At 71.9% G+C, this 26,232-nt stretch carries 18 protein-coding genes; 13 read left to right on the forward strand and 5 right to left on the reverse strand.

Annotation, left to right across the window (positions count from 1 at the left end; translation table 11 throughout):
• Nucleotides 1-148 precede the first annotated feature (148 nt).
• The 9 genes from APR04_RS02770 (at nucleotide 149) to APR04_RS02810 (ending at nucleotide 14,268) form a co-directional block, all read left to right on the forward strand.
• The gene (locus tag APR04_RS02770) at nucleotides 149-430 is read left to right on the forward strand and encodes a hypothetical protein (RefSeq protein ID WP_253867712.1); all 282 of its coding nucleotides are present in this window, start codon (nucleotides 149-151) and stop codon (nucleotides 428-430) included.
• An 81-nt stretch (nucleotides 431-511) separates the two neighbouring features.
• Entirely contained in the window at nucleotides 512-1,930 is a 1,419-nt protein-coding gene (locus APR04_RS02775) for a hypothetical protein (RefSeq protein ID WP_253867714.1), read from the forward strand.
• The gene (locus tag APR04_RS02780; protein WP_253867716.1) at nucleotides 1,927-2,577 is read left to right on the forward strand and encodes a hypothetical protein; all 651 of its coding nucleotides are present in this window, start codon (nucleotides 1,927-1,929) and stop codon (nucleotides 2,575-2,577) included. The genes APR04_RS02775 and APR04_RS02780 overlap by 4 nt, the downstream gene beginning before the upstream one ends.
• Nucleotides 2,574-3,284 carry a hypothetical protein gene (locus APR04_RS02785; RefSeq protein WP_253867717.1) on the forward strand — a complete coding sequence of 237 codons (711 nt, stop codon included), beginning with the start codon at nucleotides 2,574-2,576 and terminating at the stop codon, nucleotides 3,282-3,284. The genes APR04_RS02780 and APR04_RS02785 overlap by 4 nt, the downstream gene beginning before the upstream one ends.
• Before the next feature lie 60 nt (nucleotides 3,285-3,344).
• Nucleotides 3,345-5,009, forward strand: coding sequence for a LysM peptidoglycan-binding domain-containing protein (locus APR04_RS02790; protein WP_253867719.1), 1,665 nt, complete (start codon nucleotides 3,345-3,347; stop codon nucleotides 5,007-5,009).
• 16 nt (nucleotides 5,010-5,025) lie between these two features.
• Entirely contained in the window at nucleotides 5,026-6,828 is a 1,803-nt protein-coding gene (locus APR04_RS02795) for a galactose-binding domain-containing protein (RefSeq protein ID WP_253867721.1), read from the forward strand.
• A 1-nt stretch (nucleotide 6,829) separates the two neighbouring features.
• Entirely contained in the window at nucleotides 6,830-11,236 is a 4,407-nt protein-coding gene (locus APR04_RS02800) for an FtsK/SpoIIIE domain-containing protein (protein WP_253867723.1), read from the forward strand.
• A gap of 140 nt (nucleotides 11,237-11,376) precedes the next feature.
• Nucleotides 11,377-12,480, forward strand: coding sequence for a hypothetical protein (locus tag APR04_RS02805; RefSeq protein ID WP_253867725.1), 1,104 nt, complete (start codon nucleotides 11,377-11,379; stop codon nucleotides 12,478-12,480).
• Between the two features lie 168 nt (nucleotides 12,481-12,648).
• Nucleotides 12,649-14,268, forward strand: coding sequence for an HNH endonuclease signature motif containing protein (locus APR04_RS02810; RefSeq protein ID WP_253867727.1), 1,620 nt, complete (start codon nucleotides 12,649-12,651; stop codon nucleotides 14,266-14,268).
• Nucleotides 14,269-14,321: 53 nt separating this feature from the next.
• Here APR04_RS02810 and APR04_RS02815 read toward each other — a convergent pair whose 3' ends face one another.
• Nucleotides 14,322-15,065 (reverse strand): SDR family NAD(P)-dependent oxidoreductase, encoded by a 744-nt coding sequence (locus APR04_RS02815; RefSeq protein ID WP_253867728.1) that lies wholly within the window; start codon nucleotides 15,063-15,065, stop codon nucleotides 14,322-14,324.
• 111 nt (nucleotides 15,066-15,176) lie between these two features.
• Between APR04_RS02815 and APR04_RS02820 the strand changes: the two genes are divergently transcribed.
• The 4 genes from APR04_RS02820 (at nucleotide 15,177) to APR04_RS02835 (ending at nucleotide 21,566) form a co-directional block, all read left to right on the forward strand.
• Nucleotides 15,177-15,563 (forward strand): winged helix-turn-helix transcriptional regulator, encoded by a 387-nt coding sequence (locus tag APR04_RS02820; protein WP_253867730.1) that lies wholly within the window; start codon nucleotides 15,177-15,179, stop codon nucleotides 15,561-15,563.
• Between the two features lie 112 nt (nucleotides 15,564-15,675).
• Nucleotides 15,676-17,067, forward strand: coding sequence for a family 43 glycosylhydrolase (locus tag APR04_RS02825; RefSeq protein WP_253867733.1), 1,392 nt, complete (start codon nucleotides 15,676-15,678; stop codon nucleotides 17,065-17,067).
• 137 nt (nucleotides 17,068-17,204) lie between these two features.
• The gene (locus APR04_RS02830) at nucleotides 17,205-19,964 is read left to right on the forward strand and encodes an AAA family ATPase (RefSeq protein WP_253867735.1); all 2,760 of its coding nucleotides are present in this window, start codon (nucleotides 17,205-17,207) and stop codon (nucleotides 19,962-19,964) included.
• Between the two features lie 57 nt (nucleotides 19,965-20,021).
• Nucleotides 20,022-21,566 (forward strand): multicopper oxidase family protein, encoded by a 1,545-nt coding sequence (locus tag APR04_RS02835; protein ID WP_253867737.1) that lies wholly within the window; start codon nucleotides 20,022-20,024, stop codon nucleotides 21,564-21,566.
• Nucleotides 21,567-21,580: 14 nt separating this feature from the next.
• Here APR04_RS02835 and APR04_RS02840 read toward each other — a convergent pair whose 3' ends face one another.
• The 4 genes from APR04_RS02840 to APR04_RS02855 all read right to left on the reverse strand — a co-directional run bounded on the left by APR04_RS02840 (nucleotide 21,581) and on the right by APR04_RS02855 (nucleotide 26,077).
• Nucleotides 21,581-23,053: a lipase maturation factor family protein gene (locus APR04_RS02840; RefSeq protein ID WP_253867738.1), complete on the reverse strand. Its 1,473-nt coding sequence runs from the start codon at nucleotides 23,051-23,053 to the stop codon at nucleotides 21,581-21,583.
• A 113-nt stretch (nucleotides 23,054-23,166) separates the two neighbouring features.
• Entirely contained in the window at nucleotides 23,167-24,123 is a 957-nt protein-coding gene (locus APR04_RS02845) for a TIGR03885 family FMN-dependent LLM class oxidoreductase (protein ID WP_253867739.1), read from the reverse strand.
• Nucleotides 24,120-25,814: an alpha-amylase family protein gene (locus APR04_RS02850; protein WP_253867740.1), complete on the reverse strand. Its 1,695-nt coding sequence runs from the start codon at nucleotides 25,812-25,814 to the stop codon at nucleotides 24,120-24,122. The genes APR04_RS02845 and APR04_RS02850 overlap by 4 nt, the downstream gene beginning before the upstream one ends.
• Before the next feature lie 8 nt (nucleotides 25,815-25,822).
• Nucleotides 25,823-26,077, reverse strand: a complete 255-nt coding sequence (locus APR04_RS02855; protein WP_253867741.1) for a hypothetical protein — start codon at nucleotides 26,075-26,077, stop codon at nucleotides 25,823-25,825.
• Between the last annotated feature and the right edge of the window lie 155 nt (nucleotides 26,078-26,232).

A 26,232-nucleotide genomic window follows, 5' to 3' on the forward strand; every position in this document is an offset into this window, starting at 1 on the left:
CGGTTCGACGAGTCCTACAAGGAGCTCGACAAGGGTGGCAAGCAGGTCATGGAGGGGCTCAACGGCATCGGTGAGTACCTGAAGCAGGCTGCCGACGCGCTGCGCAAGACCGACGAAGAGCTGGCCAACGCTCTGAACAAGTGACGTCATGGCTGACCTGATCGTCACCTCGGAGGTCATCGACGAAGGCGCCAAGCAGCTCAAGACCGTCATCGAAGAGCTCAAGCACATGGACGCCAGCTGGGACGGCGGCGACATCTGGGGTCACACGACGGTGGACGGCGCGATGGACGACTTCATCAGTAGCTGGTGGGTCAAGCGGGAGAAGCTCACGGGCAGCCTCGAGGACCTCCAGGAAAAGATGGAGCAGTCCGCGCAGACCTGGAACGACACCGAGACCGAGCTGGACAACTCGCTCAAGCCCGAATAGGCGCGCCGAGACCGAGCTGAACAGCCCGCTCGAGTCCGAACGGGCTCCGAGAGCAGACCCGAGAACGTAGAAGGAGACCGGATGAGCGCCGCCCGCGTGGGTGAGTGGCAGTTGCTGGATCACGACGACGACCCGGTGCCGGCCGAGGCGTCCGGCCTGGACGCAGTGATCCGGCACTACAAAGCGATCGCCGGCATGATGACCACGCAGGCGGCGCTCCTCAAGAAGATCGGCGAGGGCGACGAGTCCCTGCTCAAGGGTGAGTCGGCCGACGCCATACGAGAGAAGGCGGGCGAGAGCCACGAGCGCCTGGGCGCCGTAGCGGGTAGGTACGACGACGTGCACGCCGCGCTCAAGGAGTACCAGCCGGCACTGGAGACGGCGCGCTCGGAGACCGGCGCGGCTCTGAGGGACGCGGAGGCCGCCGCGGACAAGGAGCGGGGCGCCGAGGGAATGGCCGACCCGGTGAACGCCGACCGGCCGGACGACGCGAAGCCTCTGACCGACGGCGAGAAGCAGGACTCGCGGGACCGCGAGAACGCGATCGCGGGCGCGAAGGCCGATCTGGGCGCGGCCAAGGCCAAGTGCCAGGCGGCACTGGCCACCCTGCAAGCGGCGGCCGACCGGGCAGCGACCAAGATCAAGGAGAACTGGGGCGACGACGGCCTCGGGCACAGCGGTTGGGAAGCCTTTCTCCACAAGGCTCTCAAGTGGATCGTCGAGATCCTCGGCTGGATCGGGATGGCGCTCGCGATCTTGGCGATGTTGGTCCCAGGGCTACAGTTCCTCGCAACCCTCGCACTCGGCGTCGCCTTGGTCGGCCTGCTCGGTAGCACCGTCCTCGCCATCGCGGGGGAGTCGAGCTGGGTCAACGTCATCTTCGGGGTGCTCGGTGTGCTGACCCTCGGCATGGGGAAGGTCGCGATGAACCTCGCCAAGGCTGGTCAGACGTTCATGAACATGGCGAAGAATTTTGCCACGCGCATTCCCAACTTCGTGGCGTTGATGAAGGGGCTGCCCAATATCTCAAAGATCTTCAGCGGCGGTGGGTTCGCCAAGATGCTCCAGAACATCAAGCTGCCGCCGCTTCGCCTCGGCGGAGCCGGCGGTCTCGGCAGCGTCACGACCAAGGTCGTGTCTTCCAGCTGGGGCTCGTTCTTCTCGAAGGTCTGGGACAAGATCAAGATCAGCCCGGGGGACTGGGCCATCATCAGGAACCCAGGAAAGTTCTGGACGTTCAACGACATGGTGGGCCTGCCCGACATGTCGGTCCTCAAGCACCTGAGCATCTTCGGGCGGATGGGTCTCCCGGGGTTCGCCACCATCACGCCGTTCGTTTGGGCGATGGGGCCGCTGAACTTCTTCTGGGGGTTCGCCTCAGCTGCTATTCCCGCGATCATGGCGCCGTCGGACATCTTCGCCGACAGCGACTCACGTGGTGACTGGGCCTGGGCCGAGTGGGACGAGGAACACAACATCTCGCCGGCGCTCTACCCGTGAGCGCGCGCACCGCCGTCGTCGGCGAGCTGGACTGGACCATCGATCCGCCCGAGGGGTGGCTGGTGGTACCAGCGGCCGGCACCGAGACGCCAGATGTGATCAGTGCGTGGGAGCAAGAGGTCACCGAGGCCCTCCGGGTCTCGTTCGAGCAGGCGTCCGAGGGCTCCGACCTGTCGGAGGACGAGCGGGCCCACGTCCTGGAGACGGTGACGGCTTCGATAGCCAACCTCCGGGCGCAGGCAGACGGGGCTGCGGGCGCCGGCGAGCGGGTGGTGGCGGCCTTCGGTCTGCCGGACCGCGGTCCCGTGCCGGTGGTCGTGGCCGTGGGCATGAGCGATCCGGGAACGCCGGACGCCGCCCTGCTCGAGGCGCTGGGTGCGAAGGGTGGCGGAGCACCGCTCAACCCGCCGACGGTCGAGTACCTCGATCTGCCTGACGGCGACGGGGTGCGGGTCAGCCGGCTCGACATCGGCGACGACGGTGGCGCCTGGCTGAGCGTCGGCCTCGGGCGCCGCACCGAGTACCCGGACGCCGTTGTCGACACGGTGATCCTCTGGCGCACCCAGGACCTCTTCGCGGTCCCGCTCATGATGGAAGTTCTCGACGAGCTGTTGCCGGCCATCACGATCACCCGGAGCGAGTCATGACCGACGCACCGACGGCGTCCGCAGGGGCGGACCGCAGGCAGCTGAACGGCAAGCCGACCGACGGCTGGACGATGCTGCTGCCGCCGGGCTGGGCCCGGTTCCCGACGGGCGAGGGCCGGGCACGGGAGCTGGACGCTGCGATCGAGCAGGTGGTCGCGCGTGCGTTGCCGGACTCGATGCCTCGTGACAAGGCCGAGCCGTACCGCCGGATGCTGCGTGACGAGCTGCACAAGACGCTCGCCGAGTCGCAGGAAGCCGGTACCGGAGCGGTGTATCTGCCGACCGAGCCGATGGACGGCGTCCTCGTCCCGGCGACCATCGCGGAGGTGGAGCTCGTCAGCGATGTGGGTCAGGACCCGCTACGGGTCGTGACGAGCATCTTGACCGGCGGGTACGAGCAGAGCGATCCGGCCGAGGTCGACGGCCGTCCCGCGGCGCGGGTCGTGCAGACCAAGCACAACATGCGGCGCGGTCCCGACTGGCCCGAGGTGTCGACCCGGCAGGTGCTGTACGTGATCTCTCGCGACGAGGCCGCGGGGGAGTGGCTGGTCCTCTCCTTCAGCACTCTCTGGAACAGCGAGAAGACCGAGCTGCTCGCCGAGGCCCTGGTGCTCTTCTTCGACGCGCTGATGACCACCTTCCGCTGGGCCGGCCCTGGCGTGGCCCCGATGAACCTGCCCGAACGGACCGTGCCCGGCTCCGCGTGAGCCCGGGCCGCTCCGAGCACCACACCCGACTGACGCGACACATCTGAAGACGGAGCAACCGTGCAACATCTCCACCGCGCCGCCGCCGCACTCGCCGCGGCGGCCCTGTTCGCGACCACTGTCGCGGTCCCGCTCGCGGCGGCCTCGCCGACCGGGACGGGACCCGCGCTCGTGCGTACCGTTCCTGCCACCTCGGCCACTCCTGCCGCTCCTGCCACTTCTGCTGCTCCTGCCACTTCTGCCCCTCCTGCCCCGGCCAACGCCACGAGCGAGAAGGGCAAAGAGGTCAAGTACTACGTGATGGGGACCAAGCCGAACGGCGAGCCGGATTTCCTGTTCGACATCGCACAGCGATTCCTCGGCGACGGCAACCGGTACACGGAGATCTTCGAGCTGAACAAGGGCCGTACCCAGCCCGACGGGAACGTCCTGACAGACCCCGCCGCAGTGCTGCCCGGCTGGGTGATGCAGCTGCCGGACGACGCCAAGGGTGAGGGCGTCGAGGTCGGGGTGCTCCCGGCGGCGCCGTCGAACGCCGCGGCGGGGCCGTCGGTGCCGTACTACGTGATCGGCAAGACGCGGAAGGGCGAGCCCGAGCACCTGTACCGGATCGCCGAGCGGTTCCTGGGCGACGGTGATCGCAACATGGAGATCTTCTGGCTGAACGAAGGTCGCGTCCAGCCGGACGGCGGTGTGCTCACCGACCACAGAGAGGTGAAGGCGGGCTGGGTCCTGCAGCTGCCGGAGGACGCCAAGGGCAAGGCCGTGCACAACGGCCCGCTCCCTGGCCCGACCGCTGCGGCGAGCGCACCCGCGTCGGCCGCCGCGGCCGCTGACGAGCAGGACGCTGCGGCGAGCCCGTCCTGGCTCGTCCCCGTCCTGATCGCCGCCGGAGCGGCGGTCCTGGTCGCCGCCATCGTGCTCGGCGTGGTGCTCCTGGTGCGTCGCCGGCGGGCCCGCAGGGAGGAGCCGTTCGACGACAGCCTGCTGCGGACCGACACGTCGGCGGCGTGGATGGTGGACCGCGCGCTGCGGGTGCTGATCGCCTCGTGCGAGCGGGACGGCCAGGACCTGCCGGCGGTCACCGGCGTGTTCATCGAGGGCGGGGCCATGCGGCTCCGTCTCGGGAGCCCGGTCTCCCCGGCCCCGGCGCCGTGGGTGGCGAACGAGGACGGGCAGAGCTGGTCAGCGCCGCTGGCGCGGCTGCAGTCGGCACCGGCGTCGGAGGACTCGACGGCGCGGTTCGCGCGCCTGGTCACGATCGGCGTTGGCGAGACGGGCCGGGTGCTCGTGGACTTCTCCACGGCACGCGGCGTGATCAGCCTTGAAGGTCCCACCCGCGCGCGGCACGAGGTGCTGCGCCGCTGGCTGGGCGAGCTGACCAGCAACCCGTGGTCCAACGATCCGCGGGTCGTGATGGTCGGGAACGGCCTGCCCCAGCCCGAGCTCGCGGAGCACCACTCGGCGATCGAGCAGGTGATTCCCGCGCTGGAGGCAGCGGACGGTGGCGTGCTGGTGCTGTCGCAGGCGCCGTCGGCCGCGCAGCAGGACATGCTCGCGGCCCGGTTCGCGTCCCCGGGCTTCGCCTGGGTGGTCATCGTGCTGGGCGAGTCGGCGTCGGCCAAGTGGCGGATCACAGCGGGCGACGACGGCTGGCTCACCAGCGCGTTCCTCCCCGCGGTCCGTTACACCGAGCAGACCGCCGTGCGGCGAGCCGGTGAGTGATCCCCGAGCAGTGAGCATGCTGCGGGCACTGACGACCGCCGTCCTGACAGCGGTCGTCGGGCTCACCGGGTCCGTGGTGCCGGCCCAGGCGGCCGAGGACCCGGTGCTGGTCTCGCAGGGCCGGCCGACACTGGGATCGTCGCGCGAGAAGGACGAGTTCGTCGCGAGCAACGCGGTGGACGGCAACTCGAACACCCGCTGGTCCAGCCAGTTCAGCGACCCGCAGTGGCTGCGGATCGACCTGGGACGGTCCACGGTGGTGCACCGGGTCGAGATCGACTGGGAGGTCTCGCACTCGGCGGCGTACTCGATCCAGCTGTCGGACGACGGCGAGACCTGGGAGACGCACTGGTTCGGTGAGGGCGACGGCGGCACGGACGTGCACAACATCCTTGGCGAGGGCCGTTACGTGCAGATGTACTCCACGCAGCGCAGCGGCACCGCGGGCAACTCGATCTGGGAGCTCCGCATCTTCGGTGAGCCGGAGCCCAAGAAGGTGGAGCGGCGCCCGAGCACGAAGGCCAGTCCGGAGGCGAGTCCCGAGGCCAGCCCGGAGTCTTCGCCGTCGCCGACGCCCTCGGCGACGCCCACACCCGTGCCCAGCCGCAGCGGGCCCCCTGGTTCCGTCCTCTACTACGTCGTCAAGGCGACGCCGGACGACAACGTCGAGAAGCTCAACGACATCGCCGAACAGTTCCTCGGCGACCGGGACCGGTACCCGGAGATCGCCGAGCTGACCGAGGGACACCGACAGCCCGACGGCGAGTTCATGACCGACCCAAGGAAGCTCACACCGGGCTGGGTGCTCAAGATGCCGAAGGACGCCACAGGGGAGGGCCTGCAGTTCGGCCCGCTACCCGGTTATGAGACGGCGTCCGCGTCGCCGTCCGCCTCGCCGTCGCCGTCGCCCTCGCCGGAGCCCGCTGCCGACGTCACGGACGCCGAGCCGGCGAGCAGCTCGGGCCTGGTGCCGCTGATCGCCTGGTCGGTGGCGGCGGTGCTCGGGCTCGCGCTGCTGCTCAGCCTGGTGCTGTGGTTGGTGCGGCGACGCAAGCGGCACGAACCCTTCGACGACAGCCTGCTGCGCACCGACACGTCCGCGGCGTGGACGGTCGACCGGGCCCTGCGCGTGCTGATCGCGACGTGCGAGCGTGACGGCCTGGACGTCCCCGGTATGACCGGGGTGTTCATCGAGGGCGGCCTGCTGCGGCTGCGGCTGACCAACCCGGCATCTCCCGCCCCCGAGCCGTGGACGGTGAGCGAGGACGGGCAGAGCTGGTCCGCGCCGCTGGCGAAGCTGCAGTCTGGTGCGGCGTCGGAGGGCTCGACGGCACAGTTCTCGCGGCTGATCAACCTGGGCATGGGGGAGACGGGGCGCGTGCTCGTGGACTTCTCGGTCGCCCGGGGCGTCGTCAGCCTGGACGGTCCCACCCGGGTGCGGCACGAGGTGCTGCGGCGGTGGCTGGGCGAGCTGACCGGCAACCCGTGGTCGAACGACCCGCGAGTGGTGATGGTCGGGAACGGCCTGCCCCAGCCCGAGCAGGTGGAGCACCTGACGGGGATCGAGCAGATAGTTCCCGAGCTGGAGGTCGGTGACGGAGGGGTGCTGGTGCTGTCGCAGGCGCCGTCGGCCGCACAGCAGGACATGCTCGCGGCACGGTTCGCGAACCCGGAGTTCGGTTGGGTGGTGATCGTGCTGGGCTCGTCGCCGTCGGCGAAGTGGCGGTTCACCGCGGGAGACGACGGATGGCTGCGCAGCGGGTTCCTGCCTGACGTGCGCTTCGACGAACAGACCGCCGTGCGGCGGGGAGGCGAATGACATGCACGCTCTGATCACGACACGGCACGGTTCGCGCGAGACGCTCCTGTCCCTGGACCTCGACGAGCGGACCAAGGTGACGGACCTGGCCGAACGGCTGTCCGCAGAGGTGGGCGCTCCCCGGGGCGCCACGATGTACGTGGACGGCAGCCCGGTCTCTGCCGGCACCGTGCGGGTCGAGGACGGGTCGGGCAGCGAGGCGCTCGCCGCCCACTCGGGGATCCGGGACGGGGCCGTCGTCACGTTCGCCGATCCCGGTCCGGGAGCCGGCGCGTCGGGAGGACCGGTCGACCTGTGCGTCACGGGCGGCACGGGCACCGGAGCGGTCGTACGGCTCGGCGTCGGGGAGTCCCTGCTGCAGGTGGGCCCGGACGGTCGGCTCCGGGTGGACGAGCCGCGCGAGGGCGGTCTGGCCGCTGTCGCCATCGTCGTCGCGCTGGACGGCGGAGTTCGGGTGCGGCGGCTGCCGGACCCGCGCTCCGCGGGCAGGCCCGTCCACGTGGACCGGTCGGAGGAACCGCTGGGCGAGGACGAGGCGCCGTGGCCCGCCGGCACGCAGCTGCGGATCGGCCCGAGCGTGCTGACGGTCCAGTCAGCCACGCGGCCCGACGCCGACCTCCGCCCGGCCGCCGAGCCCGGGCACCTGGACTACAACCGGCCGCCGCGGCTGCTGCCGCCCATGCCGGCCACGCACTTCCGGCTGCCTGCTGAGCCGATGGCACCCGCCCGCAACCCGCTGCCCTGGCTCGCCATGGCCATGCCCGCGGTGCTCGGCATCGTCATGGCGATGGTGTTCCAGTCGCCGTACTACCTGATGTTCGCCCTGGCCTCGCCGCTGATGGGCCTTGGCAACTGGTGGATGCAGAAGCGCAACGGCGTGATCACCCACAAGGAGCGCCTGAAGCAGCACGCCGAGGAACGCGCGGCGCTGGAGGAGGAGGTGCTGGACGCCGTGCGGCGCGAGCAGCACCGCCGCCGGGTCTCCAGCCCGGGGGCCGCCGAGCTGCGGCTCGTCGCGACCACGCCGACGCGCCGCCTCTGGGAGCGCCGCAGCACCGACGGGGACCACCTCACGGTCCGGCTGGGACTCTCCGACGCGACCAGCCGCGTCGAGGTGGAGGACAGCGCCGAGCCCGAGCACCGCCGCAAGACCCGCGCGACCGTGCGGTCCGTGCCGGTCACGGTGTCTCTGCGGGAGGCCGGCGTGGTCGGTCTCGCCGGCCCAGGGGACTGGCCGCGTCGCCGAGCCCGGTGGATGGTGGGCCAGCTCGGCGTGCTGCAGAGCCCGCGCGACGTCCAGGTCTACGTGCTGACCAGCTCCGAGCACGTGCAGGACTGGGCCTGGGCGGCCTGGCTCCCGCACGTGCGTCCGTCGTTCGGCCAGGAGGCCGTCGCCCTGATCGGCACCACCACGGAGACGCTGTCGGCCCGCGTCGCCGAGGTGAACTCCCTGATCAGCCAGCGTCGCGCGGCCATGGAGGGAAACAGCGGCAAGATCATGGCCGGTGCACAGGTCGTGGTGGTGCTCGACGGCGCCCGGCGGCTGCGGGCGCTGCCCGGCGTGGTCTCCATCCTGCGCGACGGTCCCGGCGTCGGCGTGAGCGTCGTCTGCCTGGACGGCGACGAGCAGCTGCTGCCCGAGGAGTGCACGGTCGTGGCGCTCGCCCGCGTCGACGGCGGGATGACGCTGAGCAGGCAGGACGCCGACGACCTGCGCTCGGTCCTTGTCGACGAGGTGCTGGACGACTGGTACGAGCCGGTCGCCCGCGCCGTCGCCGCCGTGCACGACGTGACGGCCAGCGAGGGTGAAGGGCTGATCCCCGACTCCGCGCGCCTCGTCGAGGTGCTCGGCATCGAGGAGGTCGACGCCGAGGACATGGTCGCCCGGTGGCGCATGATCTCGAACGGCGGCAAGGGCAGCACCGAGGCAGTGGTGGGTGTGTCGCTGGACGGTCCGTTCACGCTCGACATGGTGCGCGACGGGCCGCACGCCCTGGTGGGCGGCACCACCGGTTCCGGCAAGTCGGAGTTCCTGCAGACCGTCGTCGCCTCGCTCGCCGTGGTGAACACCCCCGAGACCATGAACTTCGTGCTGGTCGACTACAAGGGTGGCGCCGCGTTCAGCCAGTGTGAGCAGCTGCCGCACACCGTCGGCATGGTCACCGACCTGGACTCGCACCTCGTGGAGCGGGCGCTCGACTCGCTCCGCGCCGAGCTCACCTTCCGGGAGCACGTCCTGGCAGCAGCCGGGGCGAAGGACCTCGAGGACTACCTCGACGCGCAGGGCCGCGGTTACGTCGGTCCCACGCTGCCGCGCCTGCTGATCGTCATCGACGAGTTCGCCTCGATGGCCCGCGAGCTGCCCGACTTCGTCGCCGGGCTGGTCAACATCGCCCAGCGTGGCCGCTCGCTCGGCATCCACCTGATCCTCGCGACCCAGCGCCCGGGCGGCGTCGTCTCGCCCGAGATCCGGGCCAACACCAACCTTCGCGTCGCGCTGCGGATGACGGACAAGAGCGAGTCAAAGGACGTCATCGACGCGAACGACGCGGCCGACATCGCCAAGTCGCAGCCCGGCCGGGCCTACGCCCGGCTCGGGAGCACGTCGCTGGTGCCGTTCCAGTCGGCCCGGGTGGGCGGGCGGCGCCTGTCCCTGTCCGACGTCGTAGAGCTGGAACCGCCGTTCGTCGCGCGCGTGGCGACGGCGGACCTCGGTGCCCCGCCGCCCCGCCGGCCGCGGACGAAGCGCCACGAGAACGTCGAGACCGACCTCGCGGCACTGGTCGAGACCCTGCGCGAGACCGCCCGGATGGGCGGCTGGCCCGCCCCGCGGCGGCCGTGGCTACCGGCGCTCCCGGACCTGCTCCCGTTCTCCGACGTGGTCCAGCCGAGCGCGGGGTCCCAGTTCGGGTGGGCGTTGGAGGACTCGCCGTCCGACCAGCGCCAGGGCCCTGCGGTGATCGACCTCGACGAGTTCGGGCACCGGTACGTGGTCGGGGCGCCGGGCAGCGGCCGCTCCACGGTGCTGCGGACCACCGCGTTCGCCGCGGCGTCCAAGATGCCCGTCTCCGACCTGCACCTGTACGCGATCGACTGCGGCAACGGGGCGCTGACGGTGCTGAACGAGCTGCCGCACACCGGCGCCGTCGTGCTGCGTGGGCAGACCGAGCGGACCAAGCGGCTGCTCACCCGCCTCAAGGACGAGCTCGGACGACGCCAGCAGGTGCTCGCGGACGGGAACTTCGCCAGCGTCACCGAGCAGCGTGAGCTCTCGGAGCCGGGGACCGCTCTGCCGCGCATCATGGTGCTGATCGACCGCTGGGAGAGCTTCATCAGCACCTACGGTGAGGTGGACAGCGGTGCGCTCGTCGAGGCGGTCCAGGAGCTGCTGCGCGACGGCGCGAGCGCGGGGATCCACCTGCTCGTGTCCGGTGACCGCAGCCTGCTGTCGAGCCGGATGAGCGTCCTGACCGACGACTCCCTGGTGCTGCGCCTCACGGACCGGTTCGACTACGGGATGGTCGGCATCGACCACAAGAAGCTGCCGGAGGAGATCCAGCCCGGGCGCGGCTTCCGGTCGGGCAGCGCGCTCGAGGTGCAGGTGGCCATCCTCGGTTCCGACCCGGCGGGGCGTGCCCAGACCAACGCGGCACGCCAGATCGCCGCGGAGGTCCGCGAGCGGGAGACCGTGCTGCCCGGCAGGGGTCCGTTCCGGGTGGACGACCTCCCGACCACGATCACCGTGGACGCGGCCTACAAGTACGTCGGCCCCGAGGCGGCAAAGCCGATGTGGGCGCTGCTCGGAGTGGGCGGCGACGACCTGTCGGCCTTCGGCATGGACCTCGCAGGGGACGCCCCGGCGTTCATCGTGGCCGGGCCCTCGCGGTCCGGACGGTCCACGATGCTCGCCGTCATGACGGAGTCCCTGCTGCGTGGCGGTACCCAGGTGGTGCTGCTGGCTCCGCGTGCGAGCGTCCTGCGCGACTTCGAGGGCCGGGCCGGCGTGCGTGCGGTGCTCACCGGGACGGAGATCACCGAGGAGGACCTGGCGCCGCACCTGGATCCGGACGGCTCCCCTGTGGTGCTGGTGGTCGACGACGCGGAGCTCGTGACCGACGCCCCGGCGAAGACCTGGCTGCGCGCCTACCTGCGCACGGCCACCGACAACCAGCGCGGGCTGATCATCGGCGGCGACGCCTCCGAGGTGGCCAGCGGGTTCTCCGGCTGGCAGGTCGACATCAAGAAGAGCCGGCGGGGCGCGCTGCTCAGCCCGCAGGACCGGTTCGACGGCGACCTCGTCGGCGCGAGCCTGTCGCGTTCAGCGGTGACGACACAGGTCAATCCGGGCAAGGCCCTGGTGCACCTGGGGACGGGCGAGCTGGTCACGATGCTGGTGCCGACGCTGTAGGGCGGGACCGGGACCGGGACCGGGACCGGGACCGGGACCGGGGACGGGAGCGGGGCCTCGGGCGTGGGCGGGCGTGAGGACCTGGGGACCTGGGGCGCGGCGCCTGGGCACGGCGGGCGCCGTCGTGTCACCGTAGGAGCGTGCCAGCGCAGCACCCGACAGACGTCGATGCCGTCGTCGACGCGCTCTACACGCGGCCCCTCGACGAGTTCGTCGCCGCCAGGGACGCCGCCGTCCGGCAGGTCGCGGACGGCGGTGACCGGATCGGCGCCGAGCGGGTCAAGCGCCTGCCCAAACCGTCGGTGGCGGCCTGGGTGATCAACCGGGTGGCCCGCGACCACCCGCAGGAGATCGAGGCGCTCGCGGACCTCGGCGACGAGCTGCGGGCCGCGACCCAGGACCGGGACCGTGGCCGTCTCCGGGCGCTGGACCACCTGCGGCGGGAGCGTACCGAGGGTCTGGTCCGCACCGTCCGGGAGGCCGGCGAGGTGGGTGGGCGGACCGTGTCGTCCGCGGTGCTGGACCGCCTGACGGAGACGCTCACCGCGGCGGTGATGGACCCGGACGCCGCCGTGGTGGTCCGGGCGGGCCGCCTCTCGCGGGCGCTGCAGCACGTCGGGTTCGGGATCGTGGACGAGCAGGGCGAGGACGCGGACCTCGTGGTGCTCCACCCGGCGAGGTCCCACGGCGGGCCGCGCTCCGCGAAGGGGTCGGAGGCCGAGGGCTCGTCGGGACCCGGGAAGCCGTCGAGGGCTGAGAAGTCGTCGAAGGCTGGGAAGGCTGGGAAGGCTGGGAGGCCCACGGGCCCCTCCGGGTCCGGGCCTGCCGAGCAGGATCCGGCAGCGGCCGACGGGGCCGGGTCTAATGGGGCAGGGTCTGACAAGGCACGGTCTGACAAGGCACGGTCTGAGAAGGCACGGTCTGATCTTGCCGACGCGGAGCAGGCGGTCGAGGAGTCCTCCGCACACGTCGACCGGCTGGAGGCCCGCCGCGACGACGCCCGCGAGCGGCTCCGGACCGCGGACGCGGCGATCGAGCGCGGGGAGGGCGAGGTGGAACGCCTGGATGAGGAGCTCGAACGCCTTGTCGCCGAGCGGGACGAGGCGCGTCAGGTGCTCGACGACGCACGGGAGGCCGCCGACGAGGCGCGCACGGACCTGACCGCCGTCGAGGACGACCTCGACGACGCCGTGGAGCGCGCGGCCGAGGCCCGCCGCCGGCGCCGGGAGGCCCGCGGTCGGTGAACCCGCGGTCGGACCCGGCGGGCGGCGATCCGGCGGGCGGCGACGCGTTCCGAGCCGGTCGTGAATGGGTTATCCACAGATTCAGAAGCCGGCATGCGATCCGTACGAATGTTCGAGATGATGGTCGCGGTGAGGAAGTGGATACCTAGGTGGCAGGAGGTGGTGACCGTGCGGCAGCCGACCAGCGGCACGTCCTCCGGTGGTGTGCCTCCCGGTGCGCTGGAGGAGGTCCTCGGCCGGATCGAGAGCGCGGTCGGTGACCTCGCAGACCTGGTCGGTCCGGAGGTGCTCGACGGGTGGGACGCACCGAGCGTCGCGCGGCTCGCCGAGGCACACACCCGGGTCCGCCGGGTGACGGGGCGGCTGGACGGGGTCCGGTACACCCTGTTGCCGCGCATCGAGGACGAGGGGTCGTGGCGGTCGGGCGGAATGTCGCGCACCTTCACGTCGTGGCTGCGCGTGCGGGAAGGCGTTGCGGCGGCCACGGCGCGTAAGGAGGTGGCCACCGCGCGCCGCCTGGCCACCGCGCTGCCCGCCACGCGCGAGCGGCTGGTGTCCGGAGCGCTGGGTGCCGACCACGCAAGGGTGATGACCGAGGTCGCCCCGACCAGCGAGACGCGTCAGGATGCGCTGGCCTGGCTGGTCGACACCCGCACCGGAGAGGCGACCACGCCAGAGCAGTTCGTGCAGAGCGTCGCGGTGGACTTCCCGGATCCCGCGGACGACCCGGACGGTACCCGCACCCGTGAGCGGATCACGCAGGTGCTCGAGGATGCGATCGCCGACGGCGCGCTGGTCACCGGGGAAGGCCTGGTCCTGCGGGAGGCCGGTGCTCTGAACGCCGACCAGTTCCGTACGGTGGCGCGCCGGTTCGCCACGGTGACGGACCCGGACACCGACGACGTCGAGGACGACAAGGCCGCCAAGGGCGAATACCTGGACCTGGCCAAGACGTTCGGCGGGTATCACGTCGAGGGCTTCCTGACCGACGAGCACGGCCTGCTGCTGTCCACCGCGGTCAACGCGGTGACGGGGTCGCCCGCCGCCGAGGACAACAGGACCCCGGGCCAGCGACGTGCCCAGGCCGTGGCCGACGTGGCCCGCCTCGTGCTGGACGCGAACGAGGCCTCGCCGGGGGCCGCGATCGCGCCGCACCTGAACGTGACGGTGTCCTGGACGGAGCTGGTCACGCAGGTCACCCGCAGCCGCGACGGGCTCTGCCTCAGCTGCGGCCACGCGGCCCCCGGCTCAGCCCCGTCCACCCCGTCCGGGCTGCTGTCGGCAGGAGGCCCGGTGTTCACCGAGACCGGTGTCCGGGTGCCGCGGGCAGTGGTGCGCCGTCTGGCCTGCGACAGTGCGATCACCCGGATCGTGTTCGGTCCGGACGGCGCCGCGCTCGACGTGGGACGTGCGCAGCGCACGGTGACCGGCCAGATGCGACGCGCGGTGATCGCCCGCGACAAGCACTGCGTGTTCCCGGGCTGCGATCAGCCGGCTTCGCGCTGCGAGGTTCATCATGCGGTGACGCACTGGGCAGACGGCGGAAGCACCTCCGTGAGCAACAGCGCACTGCTGTGCTGGCATCATCATCAGCTCGTGGACGCCAGGGGCATCGTCATGCACTGGACCGGCAAGCCCACGGCCGCCGACGGCGCTGGAACCCTGCTGGAGACAGGGTGGGCCTTCACCGACGCCCACGGTCGCCGCATCCGCCTGCCCGAGGCCATCGAACCCGCGCCAGAGCCGGACAACACCTGCTCGCTCGAACCACCGGGCGCGGCGGCATGACCACGGATCACGGCGGCTGCCCCAGGCGGGCGCAATGGCCCGGCCGAACCGCGCTACGTCGTGATGGCGTCGGCCACGACCTCGCGTTCAGCGCCTGCCGCGATGCGCCAGACGGCGTCGGCGAGGTCGTCGGGATCGAGAGTCGCCCCGGCGACGGCCGCCCCGTGCGCGTCACCGGCGTCCGCCGGCAGGGACGTCAGCATCCGGTGGATGTCGCCACGCTCGACAAGGCCGCCGATCACGAGGGAGCCCACGTGGACGCCGTCGGACGCCACGGCTTCCGCGAGGGTGAGGGCGTACGTGCGCAGCGCGGCCGACGCCGGGGCGAACGGTCCGAGGAACGGCAGCGGGACCACGGCGCTGAGCCCAGCCACGTAGACGATGGCGCCGCTGCCGCGCTCGCGCATCCCGGGCAGGACCAGCCCAGCCAGCTCGATGGCGGGCTCGACGACCTGAGCGGCGACCTCGCGCACGTCGGCAGCACCGGTCTCGAGGATGCCGACCGGTGCTGCCGCGGGATTGTCCGCGCCGGGCCCGTGGTAGACGACGTCGACCGGTCCGAGCCGGCTCTCGACCTCGTCGACCGCGCGGCGCAGCCGTCCGGGCTCGCGCACGTCCGCGGCGACGGCGACGGCGCGGACCCCGGCCGAGTGCAGCTCGTCCAGGTAGCCGGGGTGCCGGTCGGCGCTGCGGGAGACCAGACCGACGGCGTACCCCTCGGCGCCGAAGCGACGGGCTACCGACATGCCGAGCCCGGGACCTGCTCCCAGGACCAGCAGCGTGGGGGAGGTGCTCATTCTTGTCTCCTCGTCGTCGGCCGCCGATCCGGCCGTGAGATGCCGACCGTTGGATACGGTGACGGGATCGATCCTCACCGTCGCGCGGACGTCTCGGAAGAAGGCACTTTCATGTCAGATGGGAACACCGGTGTGCCCCACATGGTCACCGCCGCCGTCGGCGCCCGGCTGCCGGGCCAGGTCCGAGCGGCGGACTACGAGGCGTGTCCGGTCACCCACACGGTCCGGATGCTGGGCGACAAGTGGACGCTGCTCGTGCTGATGCTGCTCGCGGAGCGGGCGCACCGGTTCAACGAGCTGCACCGGCGCGCCGACGGCATCAGCCAGCGGATGCTGACCCGTACGCTCCGGACGCTGGAGGACGACGGGCTCGTCGCACGGACCGTGTTCCCCACGGTCCCGCCCGGCGTCGAGTACGACCTCACCGCGCGAGGCCGCGAGCTGCTGGTCCCGCTGTCCGCCCTGGCGGACTGGGTGGTGCAGGGGCGCGCGGCATAGGCCGGGTGGGCGAACCCCGTTCACGAACCTTTCTGTCGCGTCTTGAGCGTTGAAATGACTGTGGTTAGCGTCCCTCTCGACGCGCGGCACCGGCGCTGTGCGTGGAAGGAGAATGCCTGAGATGACTGGCTTCGAGAAAGAGTCCCCTGTCGACCGGCGGGCGGTCCTTGCGGGCGCCGCAGGCCTCGCAGGCTCGCTGGCACTGGGGTGGGCGCAGCCTGCCACTGCGGCGTCGGCCGTGCGGGCTCCGGGAGCGGCTGCCGCGGGTGCAACCCACCGGAACCCCGCGAGCTACCCGGCCAACTGGCCCGACCCCGAGCCCTACGGAGCCGCGGACACCCGGCTGGACCTGTGGCCGCGCGAGGACAACTCCTTCATCCTGCCGCTGGAGCTCCGCCCTCGTGACGAGGAGCGCGGCCAGGTCTGGATCCGGGACACGTACGTCAACTGCTTCGTCGTCGACGGGCGACCCGTCTACGTCGCGACGGGGACCACCCGCGTGCCGGGCCGCCCAGCGGCCGGCCCGTGGAACGACGGCATCTTCATGTGGGTGGCCAGCTCCCTGCGCGGACCGTGGAAGCTGGTCGACACGACCGGCATCCGGCCCGACGCGGAGAAGGGCAAGGTGTGGTCGCCCGAGTTCGTGGACGAGAACCGGCCCGGGCGCACCGTCGTGGCACCGTGGCAGGAGTACTGGTACGACGACGGCCAGTTCGGCAAGCGCGGTAACGCCTGGGCCCCCGAGGTGCACTACTTCCGCGGCACCTGGTACATCGTCGCCTGCATGGGTGACCACTCCCGCAAGGTCGGCTCGTTCATGCTCGTGAGCGAGGGCGGCGTCGAGGGCCCGTACCGGCTCGTCGAGGGCAACCTCGACAAGCCGTTCGGCGAATCGTTCGTCGGCGGGCCGGGCTTCATCGAGCCGGGCGCCTACCACCACATCGACGGCAGCCTCTTCTCCGAGGGCGACGACGCGTGGCTCGTGCTGCACAACGACCTCTACGCGAAGTTCCGGGACGACATGGAGGACATCGCCCCGACCACCGACCTGCCGAGGTTCCGGCAGACGCCGTACACGCCCGAGCCGTACCTTGAGGGCGCGTACATGTTCAAGCACGGCGGCAGGTACTACCTCTCGCACGCCGCGTGGGACCGCACGTCGACCAACCTCGACGGGAGCACACGGAACGCCTACGACCCTCCAGCACCCGGACGTGTGCAGTACCAGTACGACCTCGTCGTCGCCGTGTCCGACAGCTTCGAGGGCCCGTACACCGAGCGCTGGACCGCTGGTGTGGGAGCCGGCCACAACAACATCTTCCTCGATCGCAGCGGCAAGCCCTGGGCGACGTTCTTCCGCAACCCGGCCCAGGGCTACTGGGCCGACCCGTCGCGCATCGACGACGCCGCCGTCGCGGGCGTCGTGGAGCTGGAGTGGACCGGTCCAGAGGGCAACCGCCTGTATGTCCGGCGCGGCAGGGGCCACGGCGGACCTCGGGGGTGACCGTCCGGAGGCGGAGCGTGCTGCTCTGCGTGGACGCTGTCGGCACTGTCGACGCTGTCGACGCAGAGCAGCACACCTCGCAGGGGTAGCTTCACCCCGCGGCAGGACCCACCCGGTCGGGTGGATACCGTACGCGTATGCGAACGTCGGCCAGGCCTCGGGGACCGCTCGTCGGAAGGCAGCACGAGGTCCGGCGCATCACCGAGCTGACCGGTGCCGCGCAGGAAAGCCTCGGTGGGTCGCTGGTCCTGTGCGGTGAAGCAGGTATCGGCAAGAGCGCACTGCTCGACCATGTTCGGCAGAGCGCGCCCGGGTTCCAGGTCATCCAGGCGACCGGGTCCCAGTTCGAGGCGGACCTGCCGTTCGCCGCCCTGCACCAGCTCTGCCTGCCGGTGCTGCGGCACCTCGACGAGCTGCCCGTCCAGCATCAGGACGCGCTCCGGGTCGCGTTGGGGCTGATGGCGGGCACACCCGAGGTCTTCCACATCGGTCTGGCGGCTCTGGGGCTGCTGGCGGCTGCGGCCCGGCAACGCCCGCTGCTCTGCCTGGTCGACGACGCCCAGTGGCTGGACTCGGCGTCGTCGAAGGCATTGACGTTCCTCGCCCGGCGGATCGCCGCGGAGCCGGTGGCCATGGTGTTCGCGGTTCGGCTGCCCCGTCCCGTGGACGGACTGGACGGACTGGACGGACTGGATGGACTGGACGGACTGGACGGACTGGACGGACTGGACGGGCTGGACGGGCTGCCGAGCCTGACGGTCGCCGGGTTGAGCGACGGCGACGCCCGGACCCTGCTCGCCGCGCAGAGCCACGAGACGCTCGACGAGCAGGTGCGCGACCGGATAGTGGCCGAAGCACGCGGGAACCCCTTGGCCCTGCTGGCACTGCCCCGGGCTGGTGGGTTCGCCCCGCCGGACCCGTCCCCCGCGCCGACCCGGGTCGAGCGGGGGTTCCGCGCCACGCTGACCGGCCTGCCCGCCGAGGCGCGGCTGCTGCTGGCCCTCGCGAGCGCCGACCCGACCGGAGACCCCGGGCTGTTGTGGCCTGCGGCCCAGCGTCTGGGCATCGACGTGCCGACCGCGGTCGCGGCAGCCACCGCCACGGAGCTCGTCGAGCTCGGCACTCGCGTCCGGTTCTACCACCCGCTGGCCCGGACAGCGGCCTATCAGGCTGCGGGTGCGCGGGAGCGCCGGCTGGTACACCGGGCCCTCGGTGCCGTGACCGACCCGGTCACGGACCCGGACCGGCGCGCGTGGCACCGCGCCCAGGCGGTCAGCGGCCCGGACGACGACATCGCCGTGGAGCTGGAGCGTTCGGCGTCACGCGCCCGGGCGCGTGGCGGAGTGGTCGCCGCCGCGGCCTTCCTGGAACGGGCGGCGGAGCTGTCGCTGGGCGCTGCCGAGCGGGTCCGACGAACACTGACGGCGGCGCGTGCCCAGCTCGAGGCGGGCGCTGCCGATCGGGCGGCGGAGCTGCTCACGGCCGTCGGGAGCTCGGGCCTCGACGAGCTCCAGGATGCCGAGGCCGACCTGATCAGGGGCGAGATCGCCTTCGTAAGGGAAGGAGACGGCGACGGCCCGATGTTCATGCTGCGCGCGGCAGGGCGGCTCGCCCTGCTGGATCCCGAGCAGTCCCGCGAGGTCTACCTGCAGGCGCTCGAGAAGAGCCTGCTCGTCGGCCGGGCGACCGGCATGATGGATCGGGTCCTGGCCGCGGCACAGTCCTCGCCGTCGACCTCCCCGCCACGTGCCCCGGATGTCCTGGACGCGCTGTCCGTGCTGGGCGCGGAGGGGCACCGCGCGGCCGTTCCTCTGATCCGCGACGCCCTCGACGGCTCCGACGGCGCGATGTGGACCCGGCATCCGGCGCTCGCGGTCACGCTCGCGGCGGAGCTGTGGGACCCGGACGTCCACGCGACGATCATCGAGTGGCTCATGAAGGACGGGCGTGAGTCGGGCTCGCCGCTCGTGCTCCGCCTGGGTCTCGCCCAGACGGCCTCCCATGCCGCGCTGACCGGCGACCTCGACAGCGCCATGGCCGCGGTCGCGGAGGAGGAAGCGATAGCCGACGCGACCGGCGGCACCTCGGTCATGTACCACCGGCTGCACCTGGCGGCGATGCGCGGTCGACGCGAGGAGGCGCTCGCGCTGTTCGAGACCGCCACGGAGAGGGCGCGCAGCGCAGGGCAGCTCGTGGCCAACGTCCACTGGGCCGAGGCCGTGCTGAACAACGGCCTGGCCGACTACCCTGCTGCGCTGGCCGCGGCCCGACGGGCTGTCGCCGACCAAGACCTCTTCATCGCCACGTTCTCCCTGCCCGAGCTGGTCGAGGCCGCGGTCCGTTGTGGTGAGCGGGACGCCGCCGTCGCCGCGCTGGAGTCGCTGACCGAACGGACCGAGGCCAGTGGGACGACGTCGGGCCTTGGCACAGCGGCCTACGCGCGCGGGCTGGTCACCGGGGTGGAGGACCACTACAGGGAGGCCGTCGACCGGCTCGCGCAGAGCCCGATGCTCCCGTACCGGGCCAGGGCCCACCTCCTGTACGGGGAGTGGCTGCGCCGCGAGGGTCGGCGCCGGGACTGCCGTCCGCACCTGCGCACCGCCCACGAGCTCCTGTCCGGGGCCGGGCTCGAGGCGTTCGCCCAGCGGGCCGCCGACGAGCTGCGCGCCACGGGCGAGACGGCGCGCCGGCGGTCCGGGCACACCAGGGACCAGCTCACCATGCAGGAGCTCCACATCGCCCGTCTCGTTGCCACCGGTGCGACGTCCAACGAGGTGGCCGCGCGGTTGTTCATCAGCCCGCGCACCGTCGACGCGCACCTGCGCAACATCTTCCCCAAGCTAGGGATCACCTCCCGGCGACAGCTCAGAGCCCAGCCCAGCCTCGGGTCTACGTAGTTCTCACCGATGCGACGGCGGCCCTCGTCGCGGGACGGTCGTCCCATGGAACGCCGCATGCAACGTCGCACAGCCTTGAAGATCTTCGGCATCGGTATCGGGGGAGCGGTGGTGCTCGGCGCCGGTGGCCTCGGGGTCTACTACGCCGCCGCGAAGCGGGACACGGTCGGCACGATCGACTTCGGCAGAGCCCTGGCGATCCCGCCGCTGGCAGAGTCCACCACCAGCGCCGCAGGGGCCCGAGTGTTCGCGCTCGGGATCCAGGCGGGCGAGACGGCGTTCAAGGAGGGGCAGGCCACCCGCACGTGGGGCGTCAACGGCAGCTACCTCGGTCCGACGATCCGCGCACGACGCGGCGAGCGGGTCGAGCTCGCCGTGCACAACGGCCTGGACAGGGAGACCTCGCTGCACTGGCACGGCATGCACCTGCCTGCGGCCATGGACGGTGGTCCGCACCAGCCGGTCGCGCCCGGTGCGACGTGGGAACCGCGGTGGACGATCGACCAGCCTGCGGCGACCCTCTGGTATCACCCGCACGTGCACGGTGCGACCGCCGACCACACCTACCGGGGCCTGACGGGCCTGTTCATCATCGACGACAGCGCCGACGACAGCGCCGACGACAGCGCCGACGACAGGACCGACGACAGGGCGCAGGGCCTGCCGTCCACCTACGGCGTCGACGACATCCCGATGATCGTGCAGGACCGGGCGTTCGACCGGGACAACCAGTTCACCGAGCGCATCCCCCTGGCGGGCTCGCTGGGCGTGATCGGCGACGAGATCCTCGTCAACGGCACGCTCGGCCCGTACGTCGACGTCACGACCAGGCTGGTAAGGCTGCGGCTGCTCAACGGCTCCAACGCGCGCCTGTACAACTTCGGGTTCTCCGACGACCGGAAGTTCTCGCTGACCGCCACCGACGGCGGTCTGCTGGCCCAGCCGTGGGAGACCGACCGGCTCCACCTCTCGCCCGGAGAGCGGGCGGAGATCGTCGTGGCCTTCGAGCCCGGCGCGAGCGTCGAGCTGCGCTCCTACCCCTCTCCGGAGTACGGCGGCGCGTCGGGACGGCTCGACGGCTTCGAGGACCGCCTCGACATCTGCCAGTTCCGGGCCGCTGCCACCCTGTCCGACGACGCCGAGCTGCCCGCGGTGCTCGCTGACGCACCGGACCTGGCCGGCGCGGCGGTCGCCGCCGAGCGTTCGTTCTCGCTGGCCGCCGACAAGATCAACGGCAGGTCGATGGCGATGGACCGCATCGACTTCGGCGTTCGCGAGGGCACCGTCGAGGTGTGGGAGGTGGTCAACGACAACGGCTACGTGCACAACTTCCACGTCCACGACGTGCAGTTCCAGGTCCTCACGGTCGACGGCGAAGCACCGCCGCCGCACCTGGGCGGCTGGAAGGACACCGTGCTGCTCGTCCCGGACAGGCGGTACCGGCTGGCCATGCGCTTCACCGACCACACCGACCCGAACGTGCCGTACATGTTCCACTGCCACGTGCTCCAGCATGAGGACGACGGGATGATGGGGCAGTTCGTCGTGCTGGGCGAGGGCGAGCGGGTCGGTACGGTCCAGCCCCACCACGCCCACCCCTGACCCGCCACGACCCGTCACCTGTCCGGAAGGCGCACCGGGTCGACGGCCAGCTGGAGCCGCTCCCGCACCCACCAGTCCCCGGTGCGCCGTCGTTCCTCGGGCGTCGTGTACCGGTAGCGGTGCAGGACCGCTCGGACGGTGCTCGGCCGCCGGCCGTCGAACGGGTCGTGCCGCAGCAGGCGCAGGGTCGCGGGGTCGGCCTCGAGCAGCCGGCGCAGGAACACGGTGAACCACCTGGCGGAGTGGCCAAGCGGGAGGAACCACATGAGCCAGTCCAGCCGCAGGTGGTAGGGCGCCACCTGCGGCGGTCGCCGGCCCGGCGGTCCGGGCTTGCCCCGGAACTCGTACTCGACCCAGTCGTCGGGGCCGGGCCGCGCGGCGAGGGTGCCCTCCACGGTGATCTCGTCGCGGCGCCGGGTGACCGAGCCGAACGCGCCGTACGCGTTGACCAGCCGGAACGGCTCGAAGCTCGCGTTCATCCGCTGCTGCCGCGACACGAGGTTCAGCGCCGGCCGCACCGACAGCACGAGGAGCACCAGCGCCACGGCACCGACCACGAGCACGAAGGCGAGCGACGTCGGGGGTGCGGAGGCAGCGGAAGCCGCCGCGGCGCCGTCGGGCAGCCCGAGCAGCCCACCCAGCCAGGCCCACGCGCCGTCGTCGATCACCCCCAGGGCGAGGACGATGGTCGCCCAGTTGAGCCACGCGAAGTTGCCGGTCAGCACGAGCCAGCCCTGGGTGAGGACGAACACCGCGCCGGCGACGGACGGCAACGGCTGGGGCAGGAAGAGGAGCCACGGCACCACCAGCTGGCTGACGTGCGTGCCCACCACCTCGAACCGGTGCCACCAGCGCGGCAGGTGGTGCGCGTGCCAGGAGAACGGGCCGGGCAGCGGCTGGGTCTCGTGGTGGTAGTCGAGGGCGGTCAGGTCGCGCCAGGCGGTGTCGCCACGCCACTTGATCAGGCCGGCGCCGAGCTCCAGGCGGAACAGCAGCCAGCGCACCGCGACGATCATCACAAAGGGCACCGGCACGGCGCCGGACCCCAGGAACGCGACCAGCAGACCGGCCTCGCACAGCAGGGTCTCCCAGCCGAACGCGTAGAAGGTCTGCCCGACGTTGACCACCGACAGGTAGAGCCACCACAGCGTGAGGAACACGAGCATCGGCACCCACCAGGGCCCTGCCTGCGGCAGCCCGACGACGACGCTCGCCCCCAGCACCACGCCGCACCAGGCGACCGCTACGAGCAGCCGGTCCGAGTAGTGCCACCGGAACAAGGAGGGCCCGTCCCGCCAGTGCGTGCGGGCGACGAACGCGGGGACCGGCTGGAGGCCGTGCTCCCCGAGCAGCGGCCGGAACTGCCGCAGCGCACCCCAGAACGCGAGCGCGTACAGCGCGCCGAAGCCGCGCTGGAGCAGCGTGCGCGCGACGTCGTAGTCGGCGCTCGTCCACCAGCCGAGCCAGTCGGGCAGGGTGCCTGCCATACGTCCACGCTATCCGGCTGCCGGCCCGGCGGCTCAGCGCAGCGCCGACAAGCTCAGCGCAGCGCCGACAAGCTCAGCGCAGCGCCGGAAAGCTCAGCGCAGCGCCGGAAAGCTCAGCGCAGCGCCGGCAAGACGTGCTCGCCGAACGCCTCGACGAACTCGTCCTGCCTGCGCCCGACGTGGTGCAGGTAGAGGCGGTCGGCACCGGCGTCGCGCAGGTCTGCCAGGCGCGCCGTCAGCTCGCCGAGGTCGGCGGAGACCAGGACGGCACGCCGGACCTCCGCGATCCCGACGTCCGCGGCCCGGGCGTCGAAGGCGGCGGTCGTCGCGGTGTCCGCAGCGGTCGCGGGCGTTCCGGTGTTGGTGCGCCACTGGTCGAGTGCTACCGCCTCAGCCTCGGCCAGGTCGGGGGCCCACGAGAGGTGCACCTGGACCATGACCTCGCCCGCGCCGCCCGCCTCCCGGTAGGCCTCGACGATCCGGCGCAGGTCCGCGACGGGCTGGTTGACGGTGATCAGACCGTCCGCCCAGGCGGCATGCCGGGCGGCCGTGCCCGCCGTCAGCGCGGGGCACAGCAGCGGGGGCACGACCTCAGGTAGCGTCCACAGCCGTGCCTGGTGCGCGACCACCAGACCCTTGTGGTCCACCTCCTCCCCGCGCAGCAGCGCGCGGATCACGTGGACGCACTCGGCCAGCCGGGCGTCCCGGTCGGCCTTCGGGGGCCACGGGTCACCGGTCACGTGCTCGTTGAGGTTCTCGCCCGAGCCGAGGGCCACCCAGAACCGGCCGGGGAACATCGCCCCGAGGGTGGCCACGGCCTGCGCGATGATCACCGGGTGATAGCGCTGACCGGGCGCGCACACCGTGCCGTAGGACAGGTCGGTGCCGGCCAGCGCGGCCCCGAGCCACGGCCACGCGAGGCCGGACTCGCCCTGCCGTTCGCTCCACGGGGCGAGGTGGTCGGAGCACATCGCCGCGTCGAAACCCGCGTTCTGCGCGAGCCGGGCGACGCGCAGCCCCTCGCCCGGAGGGAGCTGCTCGTGGGAGACGTGGAAGCCGACGACCGTCACGCGCCGCCCTCGCCGCTCCCGCCGCCACCAGAGCTGCCCGCGCTGCCCGCCTCACCGTCGATCGTGCGGCGCAGCCACCGGTAGCCGTACCCGGCGAGGGCGATCTTGCCGTCGGTCTCCACCTGCGGGTAGTCCTGGTCCACGTGCACGTCGACGTAGCGCGCAGCACCCGCGCGCAGGGCAGTGATCTCGTCGGCGGGCAGGGTCGCCTCGACCTCCTCGTCCGCGAGGTTGCTGAGCAGCAGCACGCTGGACTCCTCGACCTGGTATCGCAGCGCCAGGACGGACGGGGCACCCACGTCCCAGGTCTCCGGCCGGGTCCTGCCCAGCTCGCTCATCCCCAGCCGGGCCCGCACGAGGCCACCGACCCGGTGCAGCAGCGAGCCGGCACGCACGTTCTGCTCGTCCACGCTCACGCGGTCTGGGCCGAACGGGCCGGTGATCACGGGTGCCTGGAACTGGTCCTGCGGGGCACGGGAGAAGCCGGCGGACGGCGTCGTCGACCACTGCATCGGCGTGCGGACGGCCTCCCGCTCCGGCAGGTCGAGGTTTTCACCCATCCCGATCTCGTCGCCGTACCGCAGCACCGGCGGCCCGGGCAGGGAGAGCAGGACCGCGTGCGCGAGCGCGAGGCGGCGCGCGTCACCGCCGAGCATCGGGGCCAGACGACGCCGGATGCCCCGGTCGTAGATGCGCATCGACTCGTCGGGGGCGAAGGCGTCGAGCACCTCCTGCCGCTCACCCTCGGTGAGCCGCTCCAGGTCGAGCTCGTCGTTGTTGCGCAGCCAGTGCGCGTACGTCGAGCCGGGCGGCGGCGCGGGCTGGGCGCGCAGGGCCCGTTCCAGCGGCTCGGCCTGGCCCCGGGCCAGCGCGAGGAAGACGTGGTTGTTCGACCAGAAGTCGAGCAGCATCGTCATCCCCTGCTCGCCGTCGACCCCGAAGTAGTCGGCATAGCGGTCCGGCTCGACGTCCACCTCGCCGAGCAGCACCGCGCCGGTGCGCTGCGCGGACACCGCTGCGCGCAGGTCACGCACGAGCCACTGCCCGTCCGTGTCCGGGCGGGCGGCCATGGCACGCTCGAGCATCAGGGGGACCGCGTCCACCCGGAACCCCGAGACGCCCATGCGCAGCCAGAACGACACGATGCGGTGCAGCTCCTCGCGAACGCGGGGGTTGTCGAGCGCCAGGTCCGGCTCGTGCGCGTAGAACGCGTGCCGGTAGAACTGCTGCGCCTCTTCGTCCCAGGTCCACGTGTCCGGTTCCACGTCGGGGAACATGGGTTTGATGTCGGTGCGCGGCTCGTCGGACCACAGGTAGTAGTCGCGGTACGGCGAGCTCCGGTCGCGCCGCGCCTCCTGGAACCACGGGTGCTGGTCCGAGGTGTGCTGCGTGATCAGCTCGACGAGCACGTGCAGCCCGAGGTCGTCGGCGGTCTCCAGCAGCCGCGCCACGTCGGCGAGGTCGCCGAGGCGTGGGTCGACGGCGAGGTGGTCGACGACGTCGTAGCCCCCGTCGCGGAACGGCGACTCGTAGAACGGCAGCAGCCACACGCAGGTGGCGCCGAGCCCGCGCAGGTAGTGCAGGCGCTCGACGACGCCGGGCAGGTCGCCCCAGCCGTCGTCGTCCGAGTCGACGAACAGGCGGGGGTCGAGCTGGTAGATGACCGCGTCGGTGAACCAGGAGGAACGCATCGCCATCCTCAGCTCTCCGGCTGCGCGGGGCCGTCGGTCCTGGGGTTCTCCGTCCTGGGATTCCCTGTTCTTGGATTCATCGAGTCCGGGTCGGAGTCAGGATCAGAGTCCGGGTCATAGGTCTGACCGGTCTCGTCACCGGTGGTCCGCGGGGTCGAGGCGCTGTGCTCGCTCTTTCCGGCGGCCGCGCCTGTGCGCGGGTTGAGCTGGTCCGGGTCGGCGTCGGGGTCCTCGGCAGGGTCGTAGCCGGGCTGGTCGGTCATCGTCGTCTCCTGTCCGGAAGGGCGTGGCCGGTGCTGGGCCGCTCGGCCCTTCTCGCACCGTGTCACGGGACCGGGTGGCTCGCACTCCGCGCTGACCGAGGCCTCCGCTGGTCGGCAGCACGTCAGGAGATCGGCACTCCGAGCTGCCGATCTCG

The sequence above is a fragment of the Promicromonospora umidemergens genome (assembly GCF_024171995.1).
GTDB lineage: Bacteria > Actinomycetota > Actinomycetes > Actinomycetales > Cellulomonadaceae > Promicromonospora > Promicromonospora umidemergens.

Coding starts and splice junctions, on each gene's coding strand:
- APR04_RS02770 (WP_253867712.1), top strand. CDS start 149: ATGGCTGACCTGATCGTCACCTCGGAGGTCATCGACGAAGGCGCCAAG.
- APR04_RS02775 (WP_253867714.1), top strand. CDS start 512: ATGAGCGCCGCCCGCGTGGGTGAGTGGCAGTTGCTGGATCACGACGAC.
- APR04_RS02785 (WP_253867717.1), top strand. CDS start 2,574: ATGACCGACGCACCGACGGCGTCCGCAGGGGCGGACCGCAGGCAGCTG.
- APR04_RS02795 (WP_253867721.1), top strand. CDS start 5,026: ATGCTGCGGGCACTGACGACCGCCGTCCTGACAGCGGTCGTCGGGCTC.
- APR04_RS02800 (WP_253867723.1), top strand. CDS start 6,830: ATGCACGCTCTGATCACGACACGGCACGGTTCGCGCGAGACGCTCCTG.
- APR04_RS02815 (WP_253867728.1), bottom strand. CDS start 15,065: ATGAGCACCTCCCCCACGCTGCTGGTCCTGGGAGCAGGTCCCGGGCTC.
- APR04_RS02820 (WP_253867730.1), top strand. CDS start 15,177: ATGTCAGATGGGAACACCGGTGTGCCCCACATGGTCACCGCCGCCGTC.
- APR04_RS02825 (WP_253867733.1), top strand. CDS start 15,676: ATGCCTGAGATGACTGGCTTCGAGAAAGAGTCCCCTGTCGACCGGCGG.
- APR04_RS02830 (WP_253867735.1), top strand. CDS start 17,205: ATGCGAACGTCGGCCAGGCCTCGGGGACCGCTCGTCGGAAGGCAGCAC.
- APR04_RS02835 (WP_253867737.1), top strand. CDS start 20,022: ATGCAACGTCGCACAGCCTTGAAGATCTTCGGCATCGGTATCGGGGGA.
- APR04_RS02840 (WP_253867738.1), bottom strand. CDS start 23,053: ATGGCAGGCACCCTGCCCGACTGGCTCGGCTGGTGGACGAGCGCCGAC.
- APR04_RS02850 (WP_253867740.1), bottom strand. CDS start 25,814: ATGCGTTCCTCCTGGTTCACCGACGCGGTCATCTACCAGCTCGACCCC.
- APR04_RS02855 (WP_253867741.1), bottom strand. CDS start 26,077: ATGACCGACCAGCCCGGCTACGACCCTGCCGAGGACCCCGACGCCGAC.